The organism is Streptosporangium sp. NBC_01469, assembly GCF_036227305.1.
In the GTDB taxonomy this organism is placed as follows: domain Bacteria; phylum Actinomycetota; class Actinomycetes; order Streptosporangiales; family Streptosporangiaceae; genus Streptosporangium.
Genome location: NZ_CP109465.1, coordinates 2,288,406 through 2,306,264 on the forward strand (window position 1 = coordinate 2,288,406; position 17,859 = coordinate 2,306,264).

Sequence of the window (17,859 nt, forward strand, 5' to 3'; positions counted from 1 at the left end):
GGCTGTGGATCACCGTCAGCTCGTTCAAGAGACGACCGCATCGCGGTGCGCGTGGATGGCTCGGGCCAGGATTCGGCGGACATAGTCGGTATCGGCGGGGGCGTTGTCGATGAGGATGGCGGTGCACAGACCATCGGAGGCGGCGACGAGTGCGGCGATGGCGTCGGGGTCGTCGGTGAGGGTGGCTGCGAGCTCGGCGATGTTCTCCCGCCAACGACGGGCGACGGGCGCCAGCGCCGGGCGGCGAGCTGCCAGGGTGGACAACTCGCGCTCGGCCAGGGCATGTTCACGGCCGGGACCGGCGGATTCGGCGATCAGCTCGGCCAGGCCGCGAAGCTTGTCCCCGGGGCCGTCAATGATCTGGCGGATGCGCGTGGTGTAGGTGCCGGCGACGCTGGACAGGGCCGCGACGAGCAGGTCGTCGAGGGTGGCGAAGTAGTAGGTGCTCAGGCTGGTGGTGATGCCGGCCTGTTTGGCGACGGTGCGGTGGGTGACGCCCGCAGCACCGTCCCGCGTGACGATGGCGAGGGTGGCGTCGATGATCTCGGCGCGGCGCTTGTTGCCCCGGGCCTTGCGCCCATCGATGTGCTCGCTCTCGCCGTTCATGCTCCCCTCCTGTGTGTTCCAGGGTAGTCAAGCACATCACCGCTGCTCCGTTCCGTCGTGCTGACTCTCCCCAAGCGGACGCACGTGCCGTAATGCCGTCAGGCAGAGCACGGACGCTGCGACGATCGCGACACCGGCCACGGCGGAGGCGATGTTCACCCCGCTGGTGAACGTCCGCTGCGCTTCCTGCACCACCTGGGCGGGCACTTGATCGGCGACCGACAACGCCCCGGAGAGGCTGTCAGTGAGACGCCCCTCGATCTCGGGCGAGACGTCCGCAGGAGTGGCCATGCGGGCGGTGTAGAGGGCGGTGGTGAGGCTGCCGAGGACGGCCACGCCGACGGCGATGCCGAGTTCCTGGACGGTCTCGGACATCGCGGCGGCCGATCCGGACTTCGAGGCCGGTGCGGCGCCGACGACCATATCGGTGCCGAGGGCGGCGATCGCGCCGAGGCCGAGGTAGACGAACGCGAACCCGGCCACCACCATCACCGCATCCCCGGTGCCCGCGGTGGCCAGCAGCGCGTAGCCGATCACCGAGAGGCCGAGCGTGATCGCCATGACCAGGCCGGGACGCACCCGCCTGGAGATGAGCGGTGCGCCGATCGCCGCGGCGAACATCGCCAGAGCGGGCGGCCCCATCCACAGGCCCGCCGCGAACGGCGTCAGGCCTTCGACGAGCTGGAGGTACTGGGTGACCAGGTACATGGTTCCGCCCACCCCGACCAGTCCGATCAGCAGTACGGCCAGCGCCACGGAGAACGTCCGGCTCGTGAACAACGTGACATCCAAGAGCGGTGAGGCCAGGCCGCGCTGGCGACGTACGAAGACCACCCCGGCTACGGTGCCGAGTACAGCGAGGATCACAGTGCTGAGGTCGAGGCCGTGCGCTGCGGCGTGCTTGATCGCATAGATCACCGGCAGGATCGCGGCCAGCGACAGGACGACACTGACCAGATCAAGGCGGCCTGCCTGCGGGTCGGCATACTCGGGCAGCAGCGCCCGTGCCCCGGCCAGCACGACGACCGCGATGGGGACGGCGAGCAGGAACGCCGCTCCCCACCAGAACGTATCGACCAGAGCGCCGCCGACCACGGGGCCGGCGGCCATGCCCAGGGCGAACATCGTCGCCCAGACCCCGATCGCGACCGCGCGCTGACGCACATCGGCGAACATGTTCGAGATCAGCGACAGCGTCGAGGGCATCAGCGTGGCCCCGGCGACCCCCAGCAGCGCTCGGGCAAGAATCAGCAGCTCGGCACTCGGGGCGAAGGCTGCGAACACAGAGACTGCGGCGAACGCGGCCATTCCCATCACCAGCAGGCGACGCCGTCCGATCCGGTCACCCAGGGTCCCCATGGTGATGAGGAACCCGGCGATGAAGAACCCGTAGGCGTCCATGATCCACAGCGTCTGCGTCGCCGACGGGTCCAGTACCTCGGCCATGCTCGGAAAGACCAGATACAGCACGGTGACATCCAGGCCAAGCAGCACCGTCGGCAGCGCCAGCAATCCCAGGCCCGCCCACTCACGCGTTCCCGCACGCCGGGTCGTGATTTCTGGCATGACGTCCTCCCTCGATGATACTACTTGAACGATAGTACAACTAGGACTATCGTTCAAACATATACGAGAAGAGTGGGCACCAGGAGTCTTCGGAGGCTTGGCGCCTGCTCTGGACGTCATGTGCCGGCGGTGTTCCCTTGGCTAAGCGATCACTGCCCGGGGGCGCGGCGAAGACGTTCACGCTGATCGCTGCGCGCACTCGTGCGGTTCACTCACCCATCGCGCCGCTCGCATACAACTGTGTGAAGCTCATCGTCGTCCGGTCGGAGTCTGCGATCTTGCTTGGAAGCCGGCGCCTTGCCGCCGCCCGTGGCCCAGGCCCGGTGCCATCGGTTCGCCGACACGCGGGTGACCCGCAACTCCTTGGCGACCTGCGCATCGGTATATTCCCGTGCGAACAGCTCCGCCGCGCGCAGCCGTACCCGTTCTCGCTTGGTCCGTTGTGCGGCGGTCGGCCCGCCGCCCTGCGCATACCGCATGACCAGGGCATGCCCACGCCGATTCCCTTACGCCGCCAAGCCGCCAAACACCACGAGTCAAAGATCAGTGAGCGGTAGCCGTCCCTGGACAGCTGGGGGATGACAAATGCTGATCTTGCTAACGCGGATGCTGACAACAGGTCTGGACGGTCCTGGACGCCCATGGACTGAGGAGCCTCGTAACGCCCGCTTGGCCAGGCATAGGAGACAGCGGTGGACGGTCCTGGACGATCGTCCCTTAACTCGTAATGAAGGGGTCTTGGGTTCGGATCCCGAAGGCGGCTCCAGGCCAGAAGCCCCCCAAGGGATCTTGGAGGGCTTCTGAGCGGGTCTCGTTGCATGGCGACTACAAGGTCTGGCTGGTCAGCGGCGCGAATACGGGCAACGCCCACATCAAGCTGCGTCGGGCGGACGGCAGTCAGGTCACGCTCAACCCGCGCAGCAGCTTCGCCGGTAGGACCGCTTCGGCCGAGAACAACGTCAAGGTGCTTCGCTGATCAAGGGCCGGTTCTGACGGCGGCTCCCTCGCGTCGCGAGGGAGCCGCCGCGATCAGGCCCGGACGAGAGTGTCCACAGTGGTCCGAAGGCGCGGAAGGCAGATCACCGCGGCAATACCCAAAAGGATCAACAGGATGGGCAACGCCGTCTGCCGCCACGGCCACGCCGGGCCGTCCAGTTGCAGGCCGTCGGTCGGCAGTTCCATGGTCTCGGCGGTCCAGCGGGCGGTGGCCACATCCGTTGTCCGGGCCAGGTCCCGCACGGCGTCGTTGTAGGCGAAGTCCTGTCCGGAGTGGACGTACACCGGCTCCAGGCCGTCGGGGACCTGGCCCAAGCGAACGCCTGCTCCGGGCACGAGCAAGCGATCCAGGTCCGGGGCCGCGCTGGCAAGATCGGCGCGGGGCAGGAACGTCAGGCCATGCCGTGACCGGATCGGGCCGCCGTCCGCGCTCACGGCCAACGTCCGGTCTGCGAGCGACTTGTCGTGCGTGTCGAACACCGACGCCAGGTCGATTTCGCCGACGCCCGGCGTCAGCATCACGCCGACGGTCGGCGGCGCCCACGTCCAACCCGCGTTGACGATCGCGGCCGGGGCGGGCATGGCGATGCCGGTCACGACCGGTGGCGTGTTGCCGTAGTAACGCCAGCCCACGGCCTTGGCCGCGTTCGCCGCCACCGTCGAACCGGCCAAGCGTTCGATCATGTGCAGGGTTCCGTCGATGCCGGACAACACGCCCGCGGTCGTGACGACGGTACCGCTATCGACGAAACGCTTGCCGTGCACCCAGTCCACCGCGGGATAGTCCGACTCGAACGAGCCGATCCGCATCCAGTGCGCGGTCGCGGGCCGGCCGTCGAGCAGGCCCGCCGAGGCGAGGACACCGGCGCCGTTGCACACGCTCAGCAACAGCGTGCCGTGGCTCACCTGATCACGCAGCCACGTCGTGACCGGACCGGTACTGGGCTTGCCGACGTCCGGCATCGCCGGGATGACCGCGAGCGTCGGCGCGGCACCGCCGGTGAGTTCGGCAAGATCCGCGAAGCTCAGATCCGGCACCAGGTCCAGACCACCGGTCAACGGCAGCGGACGCCTTCGCGGCGCGACGGTGTAAACGTTGAACCGGCCCGAGGCGACCAGGATCTCGTATGGGGCAAGGGCATCCGACACGACGGCCCCGTTGTCGCCGATCACCACGACCGCGGTCGGTTTGGCGGGGTCGAAAGCCGGGGAAGTGGCGGCGGGAATCGGCCGGTCCGGCCCGGGTGCGGACTGGGCGTCGAACGTGGCGAGGGCGGAGATCGCCCCGCCCGCCACCGGAATCAGGAAAACCGCGATCACCGCGAGCGCGCGGCGCAGGAAGGTGCGCATCGAAACCTCAGTGCCAGTAGTGGTCGCGGCGCCACACCATGGCGGCCAGCATGAGCGGGAACATGATCACGTGCCCGGCCGTCATCAACCCCATGGCGGACAACGCCCCGAGCCAGAACGGCACCAGCAAGACGAGGAACGGTAAGTACATCGCGGCCGCCATCTCACCGATCCGCGCCCACGAATGCCCGCGCAAGACCATCGCCACGGTCATTCCGATGGTCATGTTGGTCGCCATGACGAGCGCGTCGACCTCCGGCCGCGCCAGCCAGGCGTCCGGCCACAGCGGTGCCAGCGCGAACATCCCGGCGAGCATGGCGATCACCATCTCGACGTAGTGCCAGACGAACCGGCCCAGCTTGCGACTCGTACTTCGGGTGGTTCCCATGGTCGTCATGACGTCCCCTTGGACTCGGCATCGACTGATACCGACAAGAGTCGCCGCCGGCCGCCGTCCTGCCATGTGCCGGAGGTCATGCCCGAGGTCATGACGTGGTCATGACCCTGGCGGGAATGGTCAGAGCAAACCGAGTGACCGTGCGCGTAATGCGGCTTGGGTGCGGTCGCGGGCGTTCAGTTTTGACAGGACGTTGGTGACGTGGTTTTTCACGGTGCCCTCGGCCAGGTGAAGCGTTGTGGCGATTTCGCGGTTGCTGTGGCCGGTGGCGAGGAGGCGGAGGACTTCGAGTTCGCGGTCGGACAGCGGCACGACCAATGGCTGCGGTTCCGGGGCGCTGGTCGAGGGCAGGCGGACGAACTGGGCGACCACCTTCGCGGCGACGGACGGCTGCAACACCGACTCGCCGCGGGCGGCGGCCAGGACGGCCTCGATCAGCTGAGCCGAGGAGACGTCCTTGAGCAGGTAGCCCAAAGCTCCAGCGCGAAGGGCGGCGAACACGTTCTCGTCGTCGTCGAACGTCGTCAGCGCGATAATGCCGATGCCGGGGTGGTCGGTACGCAAGCGGCGGGTCGCGGCGACGCCGTCCAGGACGGGCATGCGCAGATCCATCAGGACGACGTCCGGGGTGAGCTCGGCGGCCTGGCGGATCGCTTCGTCGCCGTTGCCTGCCTCGCCGACGACCTCGATGGCGTCGTGCGTGGCCAGGAGGGTGGCCAGGGCCTCGCGGAACAGAGCCTGGTCGTCGACCAACAGGACGCGGACCGGGCTCATCCGGGAACCTCCATGCTCAATGTGTAGCCCGCCCCCGGTGCCGACTCGACGCTCAACCGTCCGCCCAGGTGCTCGGCGCGTTCCCGGAGCCCGACCAGGCCGAAACCGGACGCAGGCGTCGAAGCGGAGCCGGCGCCGTCGTCGCGGATGGCCAGCCGGACGGCGGTGTCAGCGTAGTCCAGGACCAAGTCGGCACGGGTTGCCTGGGCGTGCTTGCGGACGTTGGTCAGACCCTCTTGCGCCGCACGGAACAAGGCCTCGCGCGTCTCGTCAGGCAACGGTCGCTGCTCGCCGGATATCGCGACGCTGGTGGTCACGCCCGCGGCGGATGTCAGTTCGGCCAACGCCTGCAAGGCGTCGGGCAGGGGAGGGGTTTCGCGTGGTTCGCGCAATGTGCGGACCGAGCAGCGTACTTCGGCGAGTGCGGCCTCGGCCTGGTCCTGGGCCTTGGCGAGTATCTCGTCGGCCTTGGCGGTGTCGGTCGGCAGGACCGCCCGGGCGGCCTTGACCTGCATCTGGACGACGGTGAGCGAGTGCCCGAGTCCATCGTGGATGTCGCGTGCGACCCGGTTGCGTTCCTGCACGGTCGCGAGCCGCTCCGCCTGCACGGCGTAGTCACGCAACTGCTCGTGCGCCTCGGCTAGTTCGACACGGGCGCGTTGTTCGCGTTGCAGCAACTCCGTCACGATCGCGGCGAACACCGCGGCGAGAAATATTCCAAGCCCTTCCCGCAGCCCTTCGCCCCACGACATGCCGAGGTGGACGAACGGGACCAGCCCGACCACGACCGCCGTCGCGGCGATCGGCAACCGTAGCAGCACGCACTGGCTGACCAACACGACGAGCAGAAGCGTCGCGGCGACCCCTGCGCTCAGCGAGAACACGACGAACGCGATCGGCAGCTGCACGGCCACGTACCCGAGCGACCAGGCCAGCTGATTGCGCGCACGTACCCACGAGAAGCCGGCGGTGGCCAATGCGGTGAACACCGCGCCGAGCACAAGCGACGGCAGGGACTCTCCAGATGCGACGACCCCGATCAGCAGCGTGAGCAGCGCGCCGAAGGTCAGCACGGGCAGAGCCCTGTTCATGCGCTCACTGTGGACCGTCCGGCGGCGCACGGTCAACTCACGGTAAAAACGCGCCACGATCTCGCGGGTGTGGCTTGTCGCTGCCGTACTGCTGCTCGTCGGCGCGTGCAACGGGCCGCAGGAGCCGGGCGAGCTGGGCCCAGCGGCCGGGAAAGTGACTGTGGTGCGCGGCGACGAGGTCTACCCGACGACCGCCGAGATCACCGGCTGGACGGTCACGGTGAACCCGCAGGTGCCCGACCGGGGCGCGGCCGTGCGCCTCACATATCGGTTCTCGGGTTTCATCCCGGAGCGGATCCAACTGCTGGCATGCGCGACCGACGACCACCGCGTGGTTCTCCTCTGCGCCACCGTGTACAGCTCGGACACGGTCGATCTGTGGATCGGCCCTGACCCATCCCTGTCGCGCATGGCGTACGTCCTGTTGCTGCCCAACCAGATGTACCCGGGATTGCGCGCCGGTGACCCCAAGGATCACGACGACTACCGGGCGGTGCGCGCCCTGCCCGGCGGCGACGCCGTGGCGGACGCGTGGAAGGCCCGCGGCACGGCGCTGGCCGCCTACCAGCAGGTGCTTGCCGGGCAGCGTGACCCGGCTTTGGGCGTCCTTGTGAGGCGTCTGTGCGAAAGGCTTGCCGACCGCCTGAGTGACGTTGCGAGTGACAACGACGAAGTTCGATCACGGATGTTGGCGGACTATGACGGACGCTCTTCGGGTTCTTGTACAGATACTGCTGGTGATAGACCTCTCACTCAGGCAATAATTCCTGTGGAGGTCCCCATGGCACAGGTCGGCTCGGCTATCCCCGTCGTCTCCTACGCTCGCATCTCCGCAGACATCAGGAGGGACGAACACGGAGTTCAGGACCAGCACAAACTCAACCGCAAGACGGCGGCACGACAGGGTTGGGCCGTGGTCCACGAGTTCACGGACAACGACAAGTCCGCGGCCAAGGCCGACGTGGTCCGTGACGGCTTCGAAGCGATGCTCAAAGCGCTTCGTGCCGGTGAGCTTTCCGACGGTACGGCGGTCCAGGGCGTCGTCATCGTGGCCGAAGACCGTCTTGCCCGTCGTCCGGGTGACTACGAACGTTTCGTAGAGGCGATCACATACCGGGACGGCCGCGTGTTCGCCGACGCCCGTGGGATGAAAGATCTCTACAGCGAGGACACCGAGAGCATGGGTCTCTTCGGCGCGGTCATCTCCAAGATGGAAGTCCGGAAGATGCAGCGCCGGATGCGTCGCTCTCACCGGACACGGGCAGAACAGGGAGTACCCGTCGGCGGAACGCGCCCCTTCGGCTGGCTGCCCGACCGTCTGGCGCTCGACCCTCGGGAGGCTCCCCTCGTACGGCAGGCAGCCATGGATGTCATCAGCGGCCGTTCGCTCAACTCGATTGTGGGCGAGTGGCAGAGAAAGGACATCAAGACATCCCTTGGCAACAACTGGAGCTCACGGTCCCTGAAACTCATGGTCACGAATGCTCGGCTGTGCGGTTGGAGAGAGCTCGACGGTGAGCTCGTACGAGATGCCTCGGGAGACCCGATCGTCGGCCAGTGGCAGCCGATCATCACCTCTGAGCAGTGGATCGCGATCAAGAATATCTTCGAGACACGGAAGGGTCATTACATCTACCCCGACGGAACAGTCGGCAGCATCCTCGCGAGAGACTTCAAGGAACATCGGTACCTCCTGACCGGCTTCCTACGTTGCGGACGCACTAAGCCCGATGGCTCGATCTGCAACGCCTCCCTTCGCGTCACCCGTGTGAAGGAGTGTGTCCAGCACATCTACTCCTGCCCTGCCAAGACGGTGGGTGGTTGCGGTGGGCTCGGCAGGCGTGGGGACATGGTTGACCTGTACGTCTCCGAAGCCGTTCTGGCCAAGCTTGAAGAAGTTCAGATAGCGGCATCCGTCAGTCCTGCCGAATGGGAAGGAAAGCAGGACTACGAGGACACGAAAGCTCGTCTCGAAGAACTCCGCAGCCAGTGGGCCGCAGGGAACATCAGCAACGAATTGTTCTTCTCCACAGCGCCTGACCTTGAAAAGCGCATCAGCCGTCTACGCGCGGAAGGGCAGAACTTCACGGCGTCCGCCGAACGTCATCTGGCCCGGTCCACCACGGACGTGGCCGAGATCCGGCGACGCTGGTACCTCACCGAGGAAGAGGGCGGCCTGCCCCTGTCCATCAAGCGGTCGTACATCCGCGAAGCCCTGCATGCGGTGATCATCTATCCCAGCGGCGGAGGTCGCAGGCCCTTCAATCCCGATCTCCTCGAACCGATCTGGCGGGAGACCTGAGTCTCAGGACGTCCTGGACGTCTTCCGCGAGCAGACGAACCGTTGCCCTTACCCAAGGGTGACGGCTCTCTTACTTCATGCCCGGTGTAGCCGGACGTCATAGGACTTCAGAGGACGCATACGGACGCCAAGGCCCTCTTTGGCAGGGTCAGGTGAGACATCGGGAGGAAGTACCCTTCTGAGCTGCGACTAGGGCGAGATAGGACCGTTGACGATCGTGACCTTGACTGCTGCCGACCTGGGTGTCGGCGTGCGTGATGATGGACGTGTGAGTTCGGAGCCACAGGGGCCGCGGGCCGAGCGTGGTGCATGCCGACAGAGGCCCCTCGATGACCTCGGGCGATGTGGCCGCGCTGCTGGCCGACCTGCAGATCAGCCGCTCACATTCGCGGCCGAAAACCTCCAACGACAACCCCTACTCCGAAGCGGCGTTCAAGACGCTGAAGTACTGCCCGGCCTTTCCTGAGCGGTTCGGGAGCATCGACGACGCCCGCGCGTTCTGCGAGGCGTTCTTCACTTACTACAACCACGAACACCGCCATTCGGGAATCGGGTTGCACACCCCGGCCTCGGTGCACTTCGGCACCGCAGAGCAGATCCGCACCCAGCGGGCCGCGACCCTGCACAGCGCCTACCAGGCCAACCCCGGACGGTTTCGCAGGAGGCCAACCCCACCCGCGATTCCCACCACGGCATGGATCAACGACCCGGGCAAACGAGAGAAACAGGCACAGATCAGCTAAAGCATCCGTGTCTCACCAAGCTTGACAAGTTCCGCGGCGCCACCGTGTCGACGTCGTCCGAACCGTGACCCCCTATCGGCGTCTGAAAGCTGACCCCTGTCGTGTACTTGATTGTTACTGGTCATTGCTGGGATTGGCCGCTGGCACGCGGCCAAGGTCACGATTTTTGAGGCGGTAGCTGTCTCCCTTCAAGCTGATGACTTCGGCGTGGTGGACCAGGCGGTCGATCATGGCGGCGGCCACGACATCGTCGCCGAACACTTCTCCCCAGCGTCCGAAGGGTTTGTTGCTGGTGACGATCAGACTTGCCCGCTCGTAGCGGCTGGAGACCAGCTGGAAGAACAGGTTGGCCGCCTCGGGTTCGAAGGGGATGTAGCCGACCTCGTCCACGATCAGCACCGGGATCCGAGACAGCTTGATGAGCTCGCCCTGCAGCGTGCCGGCGGCGTGGGCGTCGGCCAGCCGGGCGACCCATTGGGCGGCGGTGGCGAAGGCGACTCGGTGGCCGGCTTGACAGGCCCGGATGCCCAACCCGATGGACAGATGGGTCTTGCCGGTTCCGGGCGGCCCGAGGAAGACCACGTTGTCCTTGGCGGTGACGAAGTCCAGCGTGCCCAGATGTGCGATGACCTCGCGTTTAAGAGAACGCTGGTGGTCGTAGTCGAAGTCTTCCAACGCCTTGCGGGCCGGAAAGCGGGCGAAGCGGATCCGGGCCTCGCCGCCGTGTGATTCCCGGGCGGCGACCTCGCGTTGCAGACACGCGGCCAGAAACTCCTCATGCGTCCACGACTCGGCCCTGGCCCGCTCAGCCAGCCGATCGATGGCCGCGGCCAGGGACGGGGCCTTGAGCACCCGGGTCAGATAGGCCAACTCGGCCGCGACGTTACGTCCACTGCTCGGCTGGGTTTGGGCGGTGGCCATCACGCCACCCCCTCGACGCCGAGCAGTGCATCGTAGTCACTCAATCGGCGCTGCTCGACCTCGACCTCGACCTCGACCTCGGCTTTGGCCGGGGCAGCGGCGGTGCGCAGGCAGGTGCGGCGCATCGCGGCAGCGGCTTGGGCATGCAGCGCATCGGTGATGGTCTGGTGCGGCGCCCAGCACCGCCGGTGGCGGCCCACCAGCTGCCCGCCGCAGGTCACGGTGACCTCCTCCAAGTCGGCGACCACCTCCACCAGGCGGCCGATCACCGAGGGGTGCACCGAGTAGTCACACGAGGCGACACGCACATAGTGATCACGCGCCAGCCGAGTCGAGGTGCGCCAGCCAACGGCCGGCGCGACCGGTGGCAACGCCACCATCGCCGCCAGGTCGACGTGCAGCCGATCCAGCGGCCGACACTGGATGCGCCGGTGATGACGGCTGTTGGCCTGGGGGAGCCAGTTGGCCAGTTGGGCGTTGAAGTCCTGCGGGCAGGCAAACTCCCTGCCGGGCAGAAACGAGGTCTCCAGATAGCCGTTGGCCCGCTCCACCATCCCTTTGGCCTCGGGATCGCCCGGCCTGCATTGCAGGATGCCCACTCCCAGCGCTCCGCGGAAGGCGTTGGCATCCGCTGTGAGCTGCGGTTTGCCGCCCCGCCACCGGCCGATCGCGCTCTCGTTGTCCCATACCAGCGTCTTGGGCACCGCGCCCAGCTCCGACAACAAAGCCCAGTGTCCGGCGAACAGATCCCCCGCGGTGCGCGAGGGTAGCATCCGGGCCATCATCCACCGCGAGTAGCCGCTGACCATGACCAGCACCGGCGGGCTGGCCAGATGCCCGGCTCCCACCGCCACCTTCACCGGCGGGAACCACAGATCACACTGGGCCAGCTCGCCCGCTTGATAGGCGGTCCGCGACGCCGGATCGACCGGCTTGAACTGCGGCCGCAGCACACGGATTCGGTCTTTGAGGACCGTGAGCGACCGCGTCCAGCCGATCCGCTCGGCGATCACCGTCGCGGGCATGGTCGGAAACTGCGCCAACAGCGCCCGGATCTGCGGCTCGGCCGCGTCCACGATCGATCCCTTGCTCGGCCGCTCATACTTCGGCGGGCTGTCGGCCGCCAGCGCCCGTTTCACGGTGTTCTTCGAGATGCCCAGATGCCGAGCGATCGCCTTGATCGGCATCGCCTCGGCTCGATACAACCGGCGGATCTCCGCCCAGTCCTCCACCTTGATCACCCTCCAGAGTGACTACAAGGGGGTCACCATTCGGCCGTCGCCAGGGGGTCACCGTTCGCGCGTCGTCAACACACCGAGGTGACTGACGTCCTCGCGATGAATATAGAGCGGAATTCGGCGAGTATCGCACCACCCTGCCTGTGGCAGGATGCTGAGGCACGCCGCCCAAAGCCGGGCGCAGCCACCTGCTCTTCGACGCCGTTAGCCTGTGCGCGTTGAAACCTTTGGCGGGGAGAAGTGATGCGATCAGACATCGGCCTGGATGAGATGGCTGCTGAACTCTCTCGGCTTGCTGAACTCTCAACGGCTGTTCCTCTGCCGGAATCCGAGGTTGTGGCCCTTGAGGAAGTGATCGGCGCGCCGCTTCCTGACGAGTTCCGGTCGTTCCTGTTGCGATTCGGCCGGGGAGTCTCTCCCGGTCGCCTGCTCGACCTGCATTGGATCGTGGAAGAGACCCAACGGGAGCGTGAGTACTTCCAGGAGGAACCCGAGGTCGCCGCCTACCCGTGGGAGCCCTTCCCGGTGACTCGGGATGATGTGCGGCAACTGCGGCGCCTCGCAGGCGATGGCGCAGACCCCACCTTGTCGATGGACAAGCCCTCGCCCGGAACCATGTTCCTGTGCAGCCATGGATGCTCGTGGATCAGCATGCTCGCCATGAACGGTGAGTACGCCGGCACCGTCTGGCTCACCGAGATGGGATGGGTGAAGGACATGGACTGGTGGCCGTCGGCCCCCTGGAGGGCTGTCGAACCGTCAGGCCGTCTGCATGGGGGTTGGAGCGAGCCGGTGCCGTTCCTGGACTGGTACATGCGCTGGACACGGCAGATCGTCAGCCGACATCGGCACTCGCGACAGCCTGACTTGCCTTGATCGCAGAGGCATTCATTCTTCCTCGCGCGGGCGAACTCCCGCGCCTTGGTCCACTCCATACCTGGCAATCCCCTGAAAGCGTGGAGACTTTTCTATGCGGCGATGAACTGCTGACGCCTCGCCGTGGTGGCCGCTCTGGCGGCGGTGATCTGCTGTTCGTAGATGATCGGTGGTAGCCCGTCGGCGGCGCTGTGCCGGCGCCGGGCGTTGTAGAAGTCGGTGATCCAGGTAGCGATCTTCAAGCGGGCCTCGGCCCGGGTGGCGAACCGATGACGGTAAACGAACTCGACCTTGAGCGTGGAATTCAGCGACTCGGCGGCGGCGTTGTCCAGCGCGCAGCCGACCCGGCCCATCGACTGGGTCACGCCCCAGTGCCGGCAGGCGACCTGGAAGCGGGCAGCACTGTATTCGCTGCCGCGGTCGGAGTGGAAGATCACCCCGTCGACGTCGCCGCCCCGGGTCACCGCGGCCATCTGCAACGAGGCCACCGTGAGGGCGGCGTCGTGATGGTCTGACATGGCGTAGCCGAGCAGTCGGCGTGAAAACAGGTCCTCGACCGTGGCCAGATACAGCTTGCCCTCATCGGTGACGATCTCGGTGACATCGCCGCACCACAACACATCCGGCGCGACGGCGGTGAACTGGCGGCCGACCAGATCCGGTGCCGCCGGCCGCCGCCCTTGGCGGGTCAACGACCGGGGCTTCCTACGCACCCGGGCGACCAGACCGAGCTCGGCCATCCGGGCCGCGACCGTGTTGGCCGACACCCGCCAGCCCTTCTCGTGCAGGTCCCGGGTGATCCGCGGCGATCCGTAGGTTCCGCCCAAGGCGACGAACTTCGCCTCGATCGCCGTATCCAGCTCGGTACGCCGCTGTCGGCGGGCGCTCGGCGCGCGCTCGCGCCATTTATAGAACCAGGACTGCGAGACCCCAAGGATCCGGCAGGCCACGGCGTGGGGAATGTCGTAGTCGGTCTTCTGGCAGGCGATGAAAGCCACCATGCTCATCGGCCCGTCGCCTCCCTCACCCACAAGACCACCGAGCGTTTGAGCACATCACGCTCCATCTCCAGCTCAGCGCGCTCCTTGGTCCACTCGGCCTTCTGCCGACGCAACCGGGCCAGTTCTTCGCGCTCGGACTCGGTCAGCTCGCCGGTGGCGCTTTGCTCGCGAGCCAGCCGATCCATCTGCATCCAGTTGGCCAACGTGCCTGCGTTGATCCCCAGGTCTTTGGCCACCTGGGCGATCGATTTCCCGGTCTCCCGCACGATGCGCACCGCACCTGCCCGGAACTCCGGATCGAAACTACGTCTGGTTTCCCCCATGACCCAACCTTCCCCTTAGGCCAGATCTCCACGGTACGAGGGTGGCAATCCCCTCGAACCGTAGAGACTTCTGTTGTGGTGATCTTCGCTTTTAGGATCTTGCTGGTGCGCTGCGCGTCCTCGCTGGGGCAGGCCCTGGCCTGCCCGTACTCCTGCCGCCAGGGGCCGTAGAGGTCTCCGGGGTCAAGGGCGGCCGAAGGCCGTCGCGCAGCGATCGCGTCAGCGACCCTTGAGGCCGGAGCAGGCGGCCCCGGACACTGCGCGGCGCATCCCCCGGCCCGCACGAGGTGTTCGATCAGGAGAACGCGGCGGCTCATGCCGCCTCCTTCCGTTCGTGCCGCGCAGCGGCCTTGCGTTTCCTCTTGTCCTCCTTGCGCTGCCGTGCCGCGGCCCGCAACCGCTGCTGAACCGACGGATCCAACCGCTCGAACTCCACCGGCGAAAACATCGCGTTCGTCGAATGCAGCCGCATCGTGTTGAAGTCGTCGATCCAGGCGGCGATCGCACGACGGGCCTGATCATGGGTGGCGAACGGCTCACGGCGCAACAACTCGAACTCCAAACTGGAGAAGAACGACTCGGCCGCGGCATTGTCCAGCGCCGAGCCGACCCGCCCCATCGACTGCACGATGCCCATCCGCTCACAGGCCCGCCGGAAGTCGGCCGCGGTGTACTCCGACCCTTGATCACTGTGAAACCTCACACCCGCGACGCCACCGCCCCGCAGGGCGACCGCCATCTGCAGCGACGCGGTGGCCAGCGCGGCTCCCTTGTGCGCGCTCATCGCGAACCCGAGCACTCGGCGGGAGAACAAGTCCTCGGTGGCCGCCAGATACAGCGCTCCTTCAGCGGTGGGGATCTCGGTGCCGTCCCCGCACCAGGTCACGTCCGGCCCGGGTGCGGTGAAGTCCCGCCGCAGATGGTCCTCGGCCCGCCACCGGCCCCGGCCCGGCCGGGTGGTGTTCTTGCGCTTGGTCTTGGGCCGGGCCGCCAAAGCGCGCTCAGCCATGACCTTCGCCACCGTGTTCTTACTCACTCGCCAACCGGCCCGACGCAGCCGGGCGGTGATCCGCGGTGATCCCTCAGTGCCTTTGCGCTGATGAAACGCCGAGACGACGGCCTCGATCAGACCAGCCCGACGGCGTTCGCGCTCGCCAGGACCCTCGCGCCCCCGCCGCGACCACTTATAAAACCAGGACTGCGACACCCCCAGCGCCCGGCACGCAACCGCGTGCGCAACACCGTGCTCGGCCCTCTGAGCGGCGATGAAGCCGGCCATGCTCACCGGCCCATCGCGTCCTTGACCCAGAGGGCCACCGAGCGCTTGAGCACATCACGCTCCATCGCCAGCTCGGCGACCTCCCGACGCAGCCGGACCAACTCGGCCCGCTCGTCCTCGCCCAGGCCGCCGTTTCCGGCTCGCCGCCGCTGCCGGGCCATGTTCACCCAGTTGGCCAGAGTGCCCGCATTGACCCCCAGATCCTGGGCCACCCGCACGATCGGCCTACCGGTCTCCTCAACGATCCGGACCGCACCGTCTTTGAAGTCCTGATCGAACCTCCGTCGTGTCTCAGACATCGCCGTTCCCCCTTTAAGGCGATGTCTCTACGTTACGAGGGAAAGCCCAAGGGGAGAGCCAGTGTTGATCTACTCGACAGCGTTGTAAAGGTTGAGCCGGCCGCAATTTGCCGACTCGCACAAGCCATAGAGCAGGCTTATCACAAGCCACGATGAAGAACTTTTGAAGCTCAGCAGCCTCGTTAAGGGCGAAAGGCGCGTGGGCGGCGCGGGCCGCGACCGGCCGAAGAGCCGCAGCGCGGCCAGCGACCGCCCGACGCGCAGGCCGCCGCAGGCGGACTGCCTTGACCCTGTAGTGATACTTGTCGCCGAAAACAGCTCTGGCCCAAGATCGACACCGGATGCACCGGGCGATCCAGGGCCAGAATCTAGCTAATTCCGCAGGTCTACGCCTCGCCGGAAGTCAGGCCAACCGGGCACGAGACACCGGTCCCCCCGATCCCGCAGTACCCGTTAACGTTGCGGTGAAGGTACTGCTGGTGATATTCCTCGGCAAAGTAGTACTCCCCCGCCGGGGCGATCTCGGTGGTGATGGGGCTGTAGCCCGACTCGGTGAGCACCTTCTGGTAGGCGTCGCGCGAGGTGAGGGCCGACTTTTCCTGCTGGGGTGAGTGGAAGTAGATCGCCGAGCGATACTGCGTGCCGACGTCGTTGCCCTGGCGCATGCCCTGGGTGGGGTTGTGGGCCTCCCAGAAGACGCGCAGCAGCTCCTCGTACGAGACCTTGGCGGGGTCGAAGACGACGCGGACGAGCTCGGTGTGGCCGGTCTGGCCGGTGCAGACCTCCTCGTAGGTCGGGTTCTGGGTGTAGCCACCCGCGTAGCCGACCGAGGTGGAGATCACGCCCGGGGTCTGCCAGAAGATGCGCTCGGCGCCCCAGAAACAGCCGAGGCCGAAGTCGGCGATCTCGCTTCCCTCGGGGTACGGCGGAGCGAGCGGGGCGTCGAGGACCATGTGGCGGCCGGGTGCCGTGATCCGTGTGGGGCGGCCCGGGAGCGCGTTCTCCGGGGACACCATCGTCGTCTTGTCCTTGCCGAACAGCCAGCCCATTGTGAACCTCCTCCTGACACGTTCTCATCAGGAGGCAACCGCGGGCGACCTTCCCGTGTTCCCGTAAGACTCTCTTAACAGATAGAAAAGTACTGCTAAATTGTATTAAATCAAGTAAGCAGCGAAGATGGGCGTCATGCCTGAAACGCGCCGTGGAGTCCTGTACGGCATCGCCGCCTACACCATGTGGGGCCTGTTCCCGCTGTACTGGCCGCTCCTGAAGCCCTCGGCCGCCCTGGAGATCCTGGCTCACCGCATCGCGTGGTCCCTGGTCGCCGTCGTCGTCATCCTGGCGGTACGACGTCACTGGTCCTGGTTCCGCGCGCTCCTGCGCACCCCGAGGAAGCTCGGCCTCCTCGTCCTGGCAGCAGTGATCATCACGGTCAACTGGGGCGTCTACATCTACGCCGTCAACAGCGGCCACGTGGTCGAGGGCGCGCTCGGCTACTTCATCAACCCGCTGGTCAGCGTGCTCTTCGGGGTGTTCCTGCTGAAGGAGCGGCTGCGGCGGTGGCAGTGGGTCGCGGTGGGGCTGGGCGCGGTGGCGGTGGTCATCCTGGCCGTCGACTACGGGCGTCCGCCGTGGATCGCGCTGGTGCTGGCCGTCAGCTTCGGCACGTACGGGCTGGTCAAGAAGATCGCCGGGGTGGGCTCGGTGGAGAGCATGACGGTCGAGACGCTGGTGCTGCTGCTGCCCGCGCTGGGCTACCTGCTCTATCTGGGACAGCAGGGGACGAGCACCTTCGGGAACGCGGGAGCGGGCCATGCGCTCCTGCTGGCCGGAGCGGGTGTGGTCACCGCCGTCCCGCTGCTCTGCTTCACCTCCGCCGCGATCCGGGTGCCGCTCACCACGATCGGCCTGCTGCAGTACATCGCGCCGATACTGCAGTTCCTGTGCGGGGTGTTCGTCGTGCAGGAGGTGATGCCGCCCAGCCGCTGGCTGGGGTTCGGCGTCATCTGGCTGGCGCTGTCGGTCTTCACCTGGGACAGCCTCCGGACGGCCGCCCAGGCCCGCCGGGCGGCTCCCGAGTCCGTCCCGGCATAGGAA

The 17,859-nt window shown here is 66.7% G+C and carries 17 protein-coding genes and 2 pseudogenes; 5 read left to right on the forward strand and 14 right to left on the reverse strand.

Annotated features, from left to right (window positions below):
• Window positions 1-24: 24 nt before the first annotated feature.
• The 3 genes and pseudogenes from OG587_RS10380 to OG587_RS47115 all read right to left on the reverse strand — a co-directional run.
• Window positions 25-606: a TetR/AcrR family transcriptional regulator gene (locus OG587_RS10380; protein WP_329089120.1), complete on the reverse strand. Its 582-nt coding sequence runs from the start codon at window positions 604-606 to the stop codon at window positions 25-27.
• A gap of 36 nt (window positions 607-642) precedes the next feature.
• Window positions 643-2,172, reverse strand: a complete 1,530-nt coding sequence (locus OG587_RS10385; protein ID WP_329089121.1) for an MFS transporter — start codon at window positions 2,170-2,172, stop codon at window positions 643-645.
• 281 nt (window positions 2,173-2,453) lie between these two features.
• Window positions 2,454-2,651: pseudogene (locus OG587_RS47115) on the reverse strand (helix-turn-helix domain-containing protein); the annotation flags it as partial.
• Between the two features lie 335 nt (window positions 2,652-2,986).
• Here OG587_RS47115 and OG587_RS10390 point away from each other — a divergent pair.
• The gene (locus OG587_RS10390; RefSeq protein WP_329089123.1) at window positions 2,987-3,148 is read left to right on the forward strand and encodes a hypothetical protein; all 162 of its coding nucleotides are present in this window, start codon (window positions 2,987-2,989) and stop codon (window positions 3,146-3,148) included.
• Between the two features lie 53 nt (window positions 3,149-3,201).
• Here the strand turns inward: OG587_RS10390 and OG587_RS10395 are convergent, their stop codons facing one another.
• From OG587_RS10395 to OG587_RS10410, 4 genes are all read right to left on the reverse strand, one after another.
• Window positions 3,202-4,518 (reverse strand): DJ-1/PfpI family protein, encoded by a 1,317-nt coding sequence (locus OG587_RS10395; RefSeq protein ID WP_329089124.1) that lies wholly within the window; start codon window positions 4,516-4,518, stop codon window positions 3,202-3,204.
• Between the two features lie 7 nt (window positions 4,519-4,525).
• Window positions 4,526-4,915, reverse strand: coding sequence for a hypothetical protein (locus tag OG587_RS10400; protein ID WP_329089126.1), 390 nt, complete (start codon window positions 4,913-4,915; stop codon window positions 4,526-4,528).
• A 120-nt stretch (window positions 4,916-5,035) separates the two neighbouring features.
• The gene (locus OG587_RS10405; RefSeq protein ID WP_329089128.1) at window positions 5,036-5,689 is read right to left on the reverse strand and encodes a response regulator transcription factor; all 654 of its coding nucleotides are present in this window, start codon (window positions 5,687-5,689) and stop codon (window positions 5,036-5,038) included.
• Entirely contained in the window at window positions 5,686-6,780 is a 1,095-nt protein-coding gene (locus OG587_RS10410) for a sensor histidine kinase (RefSeq protein WP_329089130.1), read from the reverse strand. Before OG587_RS10410 ends, OG587_RS10405 begins: the two co-directional genes overlap by 4 nt.
• Window positions 6,781-6,847: 67 nt before the next feature.
• Between OG587_RS10410 and OG587_RS10415 the strand changes: the two genes are divergently transcribed.
• Entirely contained in the window at window positions 6,848-9,082 is a 2,235-nt protein-coding gene (locus OG587_RS10415; protein WP_329089132.1) for a recombinase family protein, read from the forward strand.
• Between the two features lie 296 nt (window positions 9,083-9,378).
• Window positions 9,379-9,825, forward strand: a pseudogene (locus OG587_RS10420) (transposase); the annotation flags it as partial.
• A gap of 114 nt (window positions 9,826-9,939) precedes the next feature.
• Here the strand turns inward: OG587_RS10420 and istB are convergent.
• A complete protein-coding gene (istB, locus tag OG587_RS10425) occupies window positions 9,940-10,746 on the reverse strand; it encodes an IS21-like element helper ATPase IstB (RefSeq protein ID WP_329093758.1) in 807 nt (268 codons plus the stop codon).
• Entirely contained in the window at window positions 10,746-11,987 is a 1,242-nt protein-coding gene (gene istA, locus OG587_RS10430) for an IS21 family transposase (protein WP_329083819.1), read from the reverse strand. Before istA ends, istB begins: the two co-directional genes overlap by 1 nt.
• Window positions 11,988-12,227: 240 nt before the next feature.
• Between istA and OG587_RS10435 the strand changes: the two genes are divergently transcribed.
• Window positions 12,228-12,860: an SMI1/KNR4 family protein gene (locus OG587_RS10435; protein ID WP_329089134.1), complete on the forward strand. Its 633-nt coding sequence runs from the start codon at window positions 12,228-12,230 to the stop codon at window positions 12,858-12,860.
• Between the two features lie 92 nt (window positions 12,861-12,952).
• Here OG587_RS10435 and OG587_RS10440 read toward each other — a convergent pair whose 3' ends face one another.
• The 5 genes from OG587_RS10440 to msrA form a co-directional block, all read right to left on the reverse strand.
• Window positions 12,953-13,867: an IS3 family transposase gene (locus OG587_RS10440; RefSeq protein WP_329089135.1), complete on the reverse strand. Its 915-nt coding sequence runs from the start codon at window positions 13,865-13,867 to the stop codon at window positions 12,953-12,955.
• Entirely contained in the window at window positions 13,864-14,184 is a 321-nt protein-coding gene (locus tag OG587_RS10445; protein ID WP_329089137.1) for a transposase, read from the reverse strand. The genes OG587_RS10440 and OG587_RS10445 overlap by 4 nt, the downstream gene beginning before the upstream one ends.
• Before the next feature lie 313 nt (window positions 14,185-14,497).
• The gene (locus tag OG587_RS10450) at window positions 14,498-15,463 is read right to left on the reverse strand and encodes an IS3 family transposase (RefSeq protein ID WP_329093759.1); all 966 of its coding nucleotides are present in this window, start codon (window positions 15,461-15,463) and stop codon (window positions 14,498-14,500) included.
• Between the two features lie 2 nt (window positions 15,464-15,465).
• The gene (locus tag OG587_RS10455) at window positions 15,466-15,762 is read right to left on the reverse strand and encodes a transposase (RefSeq protein WP_329087702.1); all 297 of its coding nucleotides are present in this window, start codon (window positions 15,760-15,762) and stop codon (window positions 15,466-15,468) included.
• A gap of 386 nt (window positions 15,763-16,148) precedes the next feature.
• Window positions 16,149-16,811, reverse strand: coding sequence for a peptide-methionine (S)-S-oxide reductase MsrA (gene msrA / locus OG587_RS10460; protein ID WP_329089139.1), 663 nt, complete (start codon window positions 16,809-16,811; stop codon window positions 16,149-16,151).
• Between the two features lie 136 nt (window positions 16,812-16,947).
• On the opposite strand from msrA, the gene rarD reads away from it, so the two are divergent.
• A complete protein-coding gene (gene rarD, locus OG587_RS10465) occupies window positions 16,948-17,856 on the forward strand; it encodes an EamA family transporter RarD (protein ID WP_329089141.1) in 909 nt (302 codons plus the stop codon).
• The last annotated feature ends 3 nt before the right edge of the window (window positions 17,857-17,859 follow it).

Excerpts from the sequence above, each read along its gene's own strand:
- OG587_RS10405 (WP_329089128.1), bottom strand. The coding sequence starts at position 5,689 with ATGAGCCCGGTCCGCGTCCTGTTGGTCGACGACCAGGCTCTGTTCCGC.
- rarD (WP_329089141.1), top strand. The coding sequence starts at position 16,948 with ATGCCTGAAACGCGCCGTGGAGTCCTGTACGGCATCGCCGCCTACACC.
- OG587_RS10385 (WP_329089121.1), bottom strand. The coding sequence starts at position 2,172 with ATGCCAGAAATCACGACCCGGCGTGCGGGAACGCGTGAGTGGGCGGGC.
- istB (WP_329093758.1), bottom strand. The coding sequence starts at position 10,746 with ATGGCCACCGCCCAAACCCAGCCGAGCAGTGGACGTAACGTCGCGGCC.
- OG587_RS10445 (WP_329089137.1), bottom strand. The coding sequence starts at position 14,184 with ATGGGGGAAACCAGACGTAGTTTCGATCCGGAGTTCCGGGCAGGTGCG.
- msrA (WP_329089139.1), bottom strand. The coding sequence starts at position 16,811 with ATGGGCTGGCTGTTCGGCAAGGACAAGACGACGATGGTGTCCCCGGAG.
- OG587_RS10455 (WP_329087702.1), bottom strand. The coding sequence starts at position 15,762 with ATGTCTGAGACACGACGGAGGTTCGATCAGGACTTCAAAGACGGTGCG.
- OG587_RS10400 (WP_329089126.1), bottom strand. The coding sequence starts at position 4,915 with ATGACGACCATGGGAACCACCCGAAGTACGAGTCGCAAGCTGGGCCGG.
- OG587_RS10440 (WP_329089135.1), bottom strand. The coding sequence starts at position 13,867 with ATGAGCATGGTGGCTTTCATCGCCTGCCAGAAGACCGACTACGACATT.
- OG587_RS10395 (WP_329089124.1), bottom strand. The coding sequence starts at position 4,518 with ATGCGCACCTTCCTGCGCCGCGCGCTCGCGGTGATCGCGGTTTTCCTG.
- OG587_RS10450 (WP_329093759.1), bottom strand. The coding sequence starts at position 15,463 with ATGGCCGGCTTCATCGCCGCTCAGAGGGCCGAGCACGGTGTTGCGCAC.
- OG587_RS10410 (WP_329089130.1), bottom strand. The coding sequence starts at position 6,780 with ATGAACAGGGCTCTGCCCGTGCTGACCTTCGGCGCGCTGCTCACGCTG.
- OG587_RS10435 (WP_329089134.1), top strand. The coding sequence starts at position 12,228 with ATGCGATCAGACATCGGCCTGGATGAGATGGCTGCTGAACTCTCTCGG.
- OG587_RS10380 (WP_329089120.1), bottom strand. The coding sequence starts at position 606 with ATGAACGGCGAGAGCGAGCACATCGATGGGCGCAAGGCCCGGGGCAAC.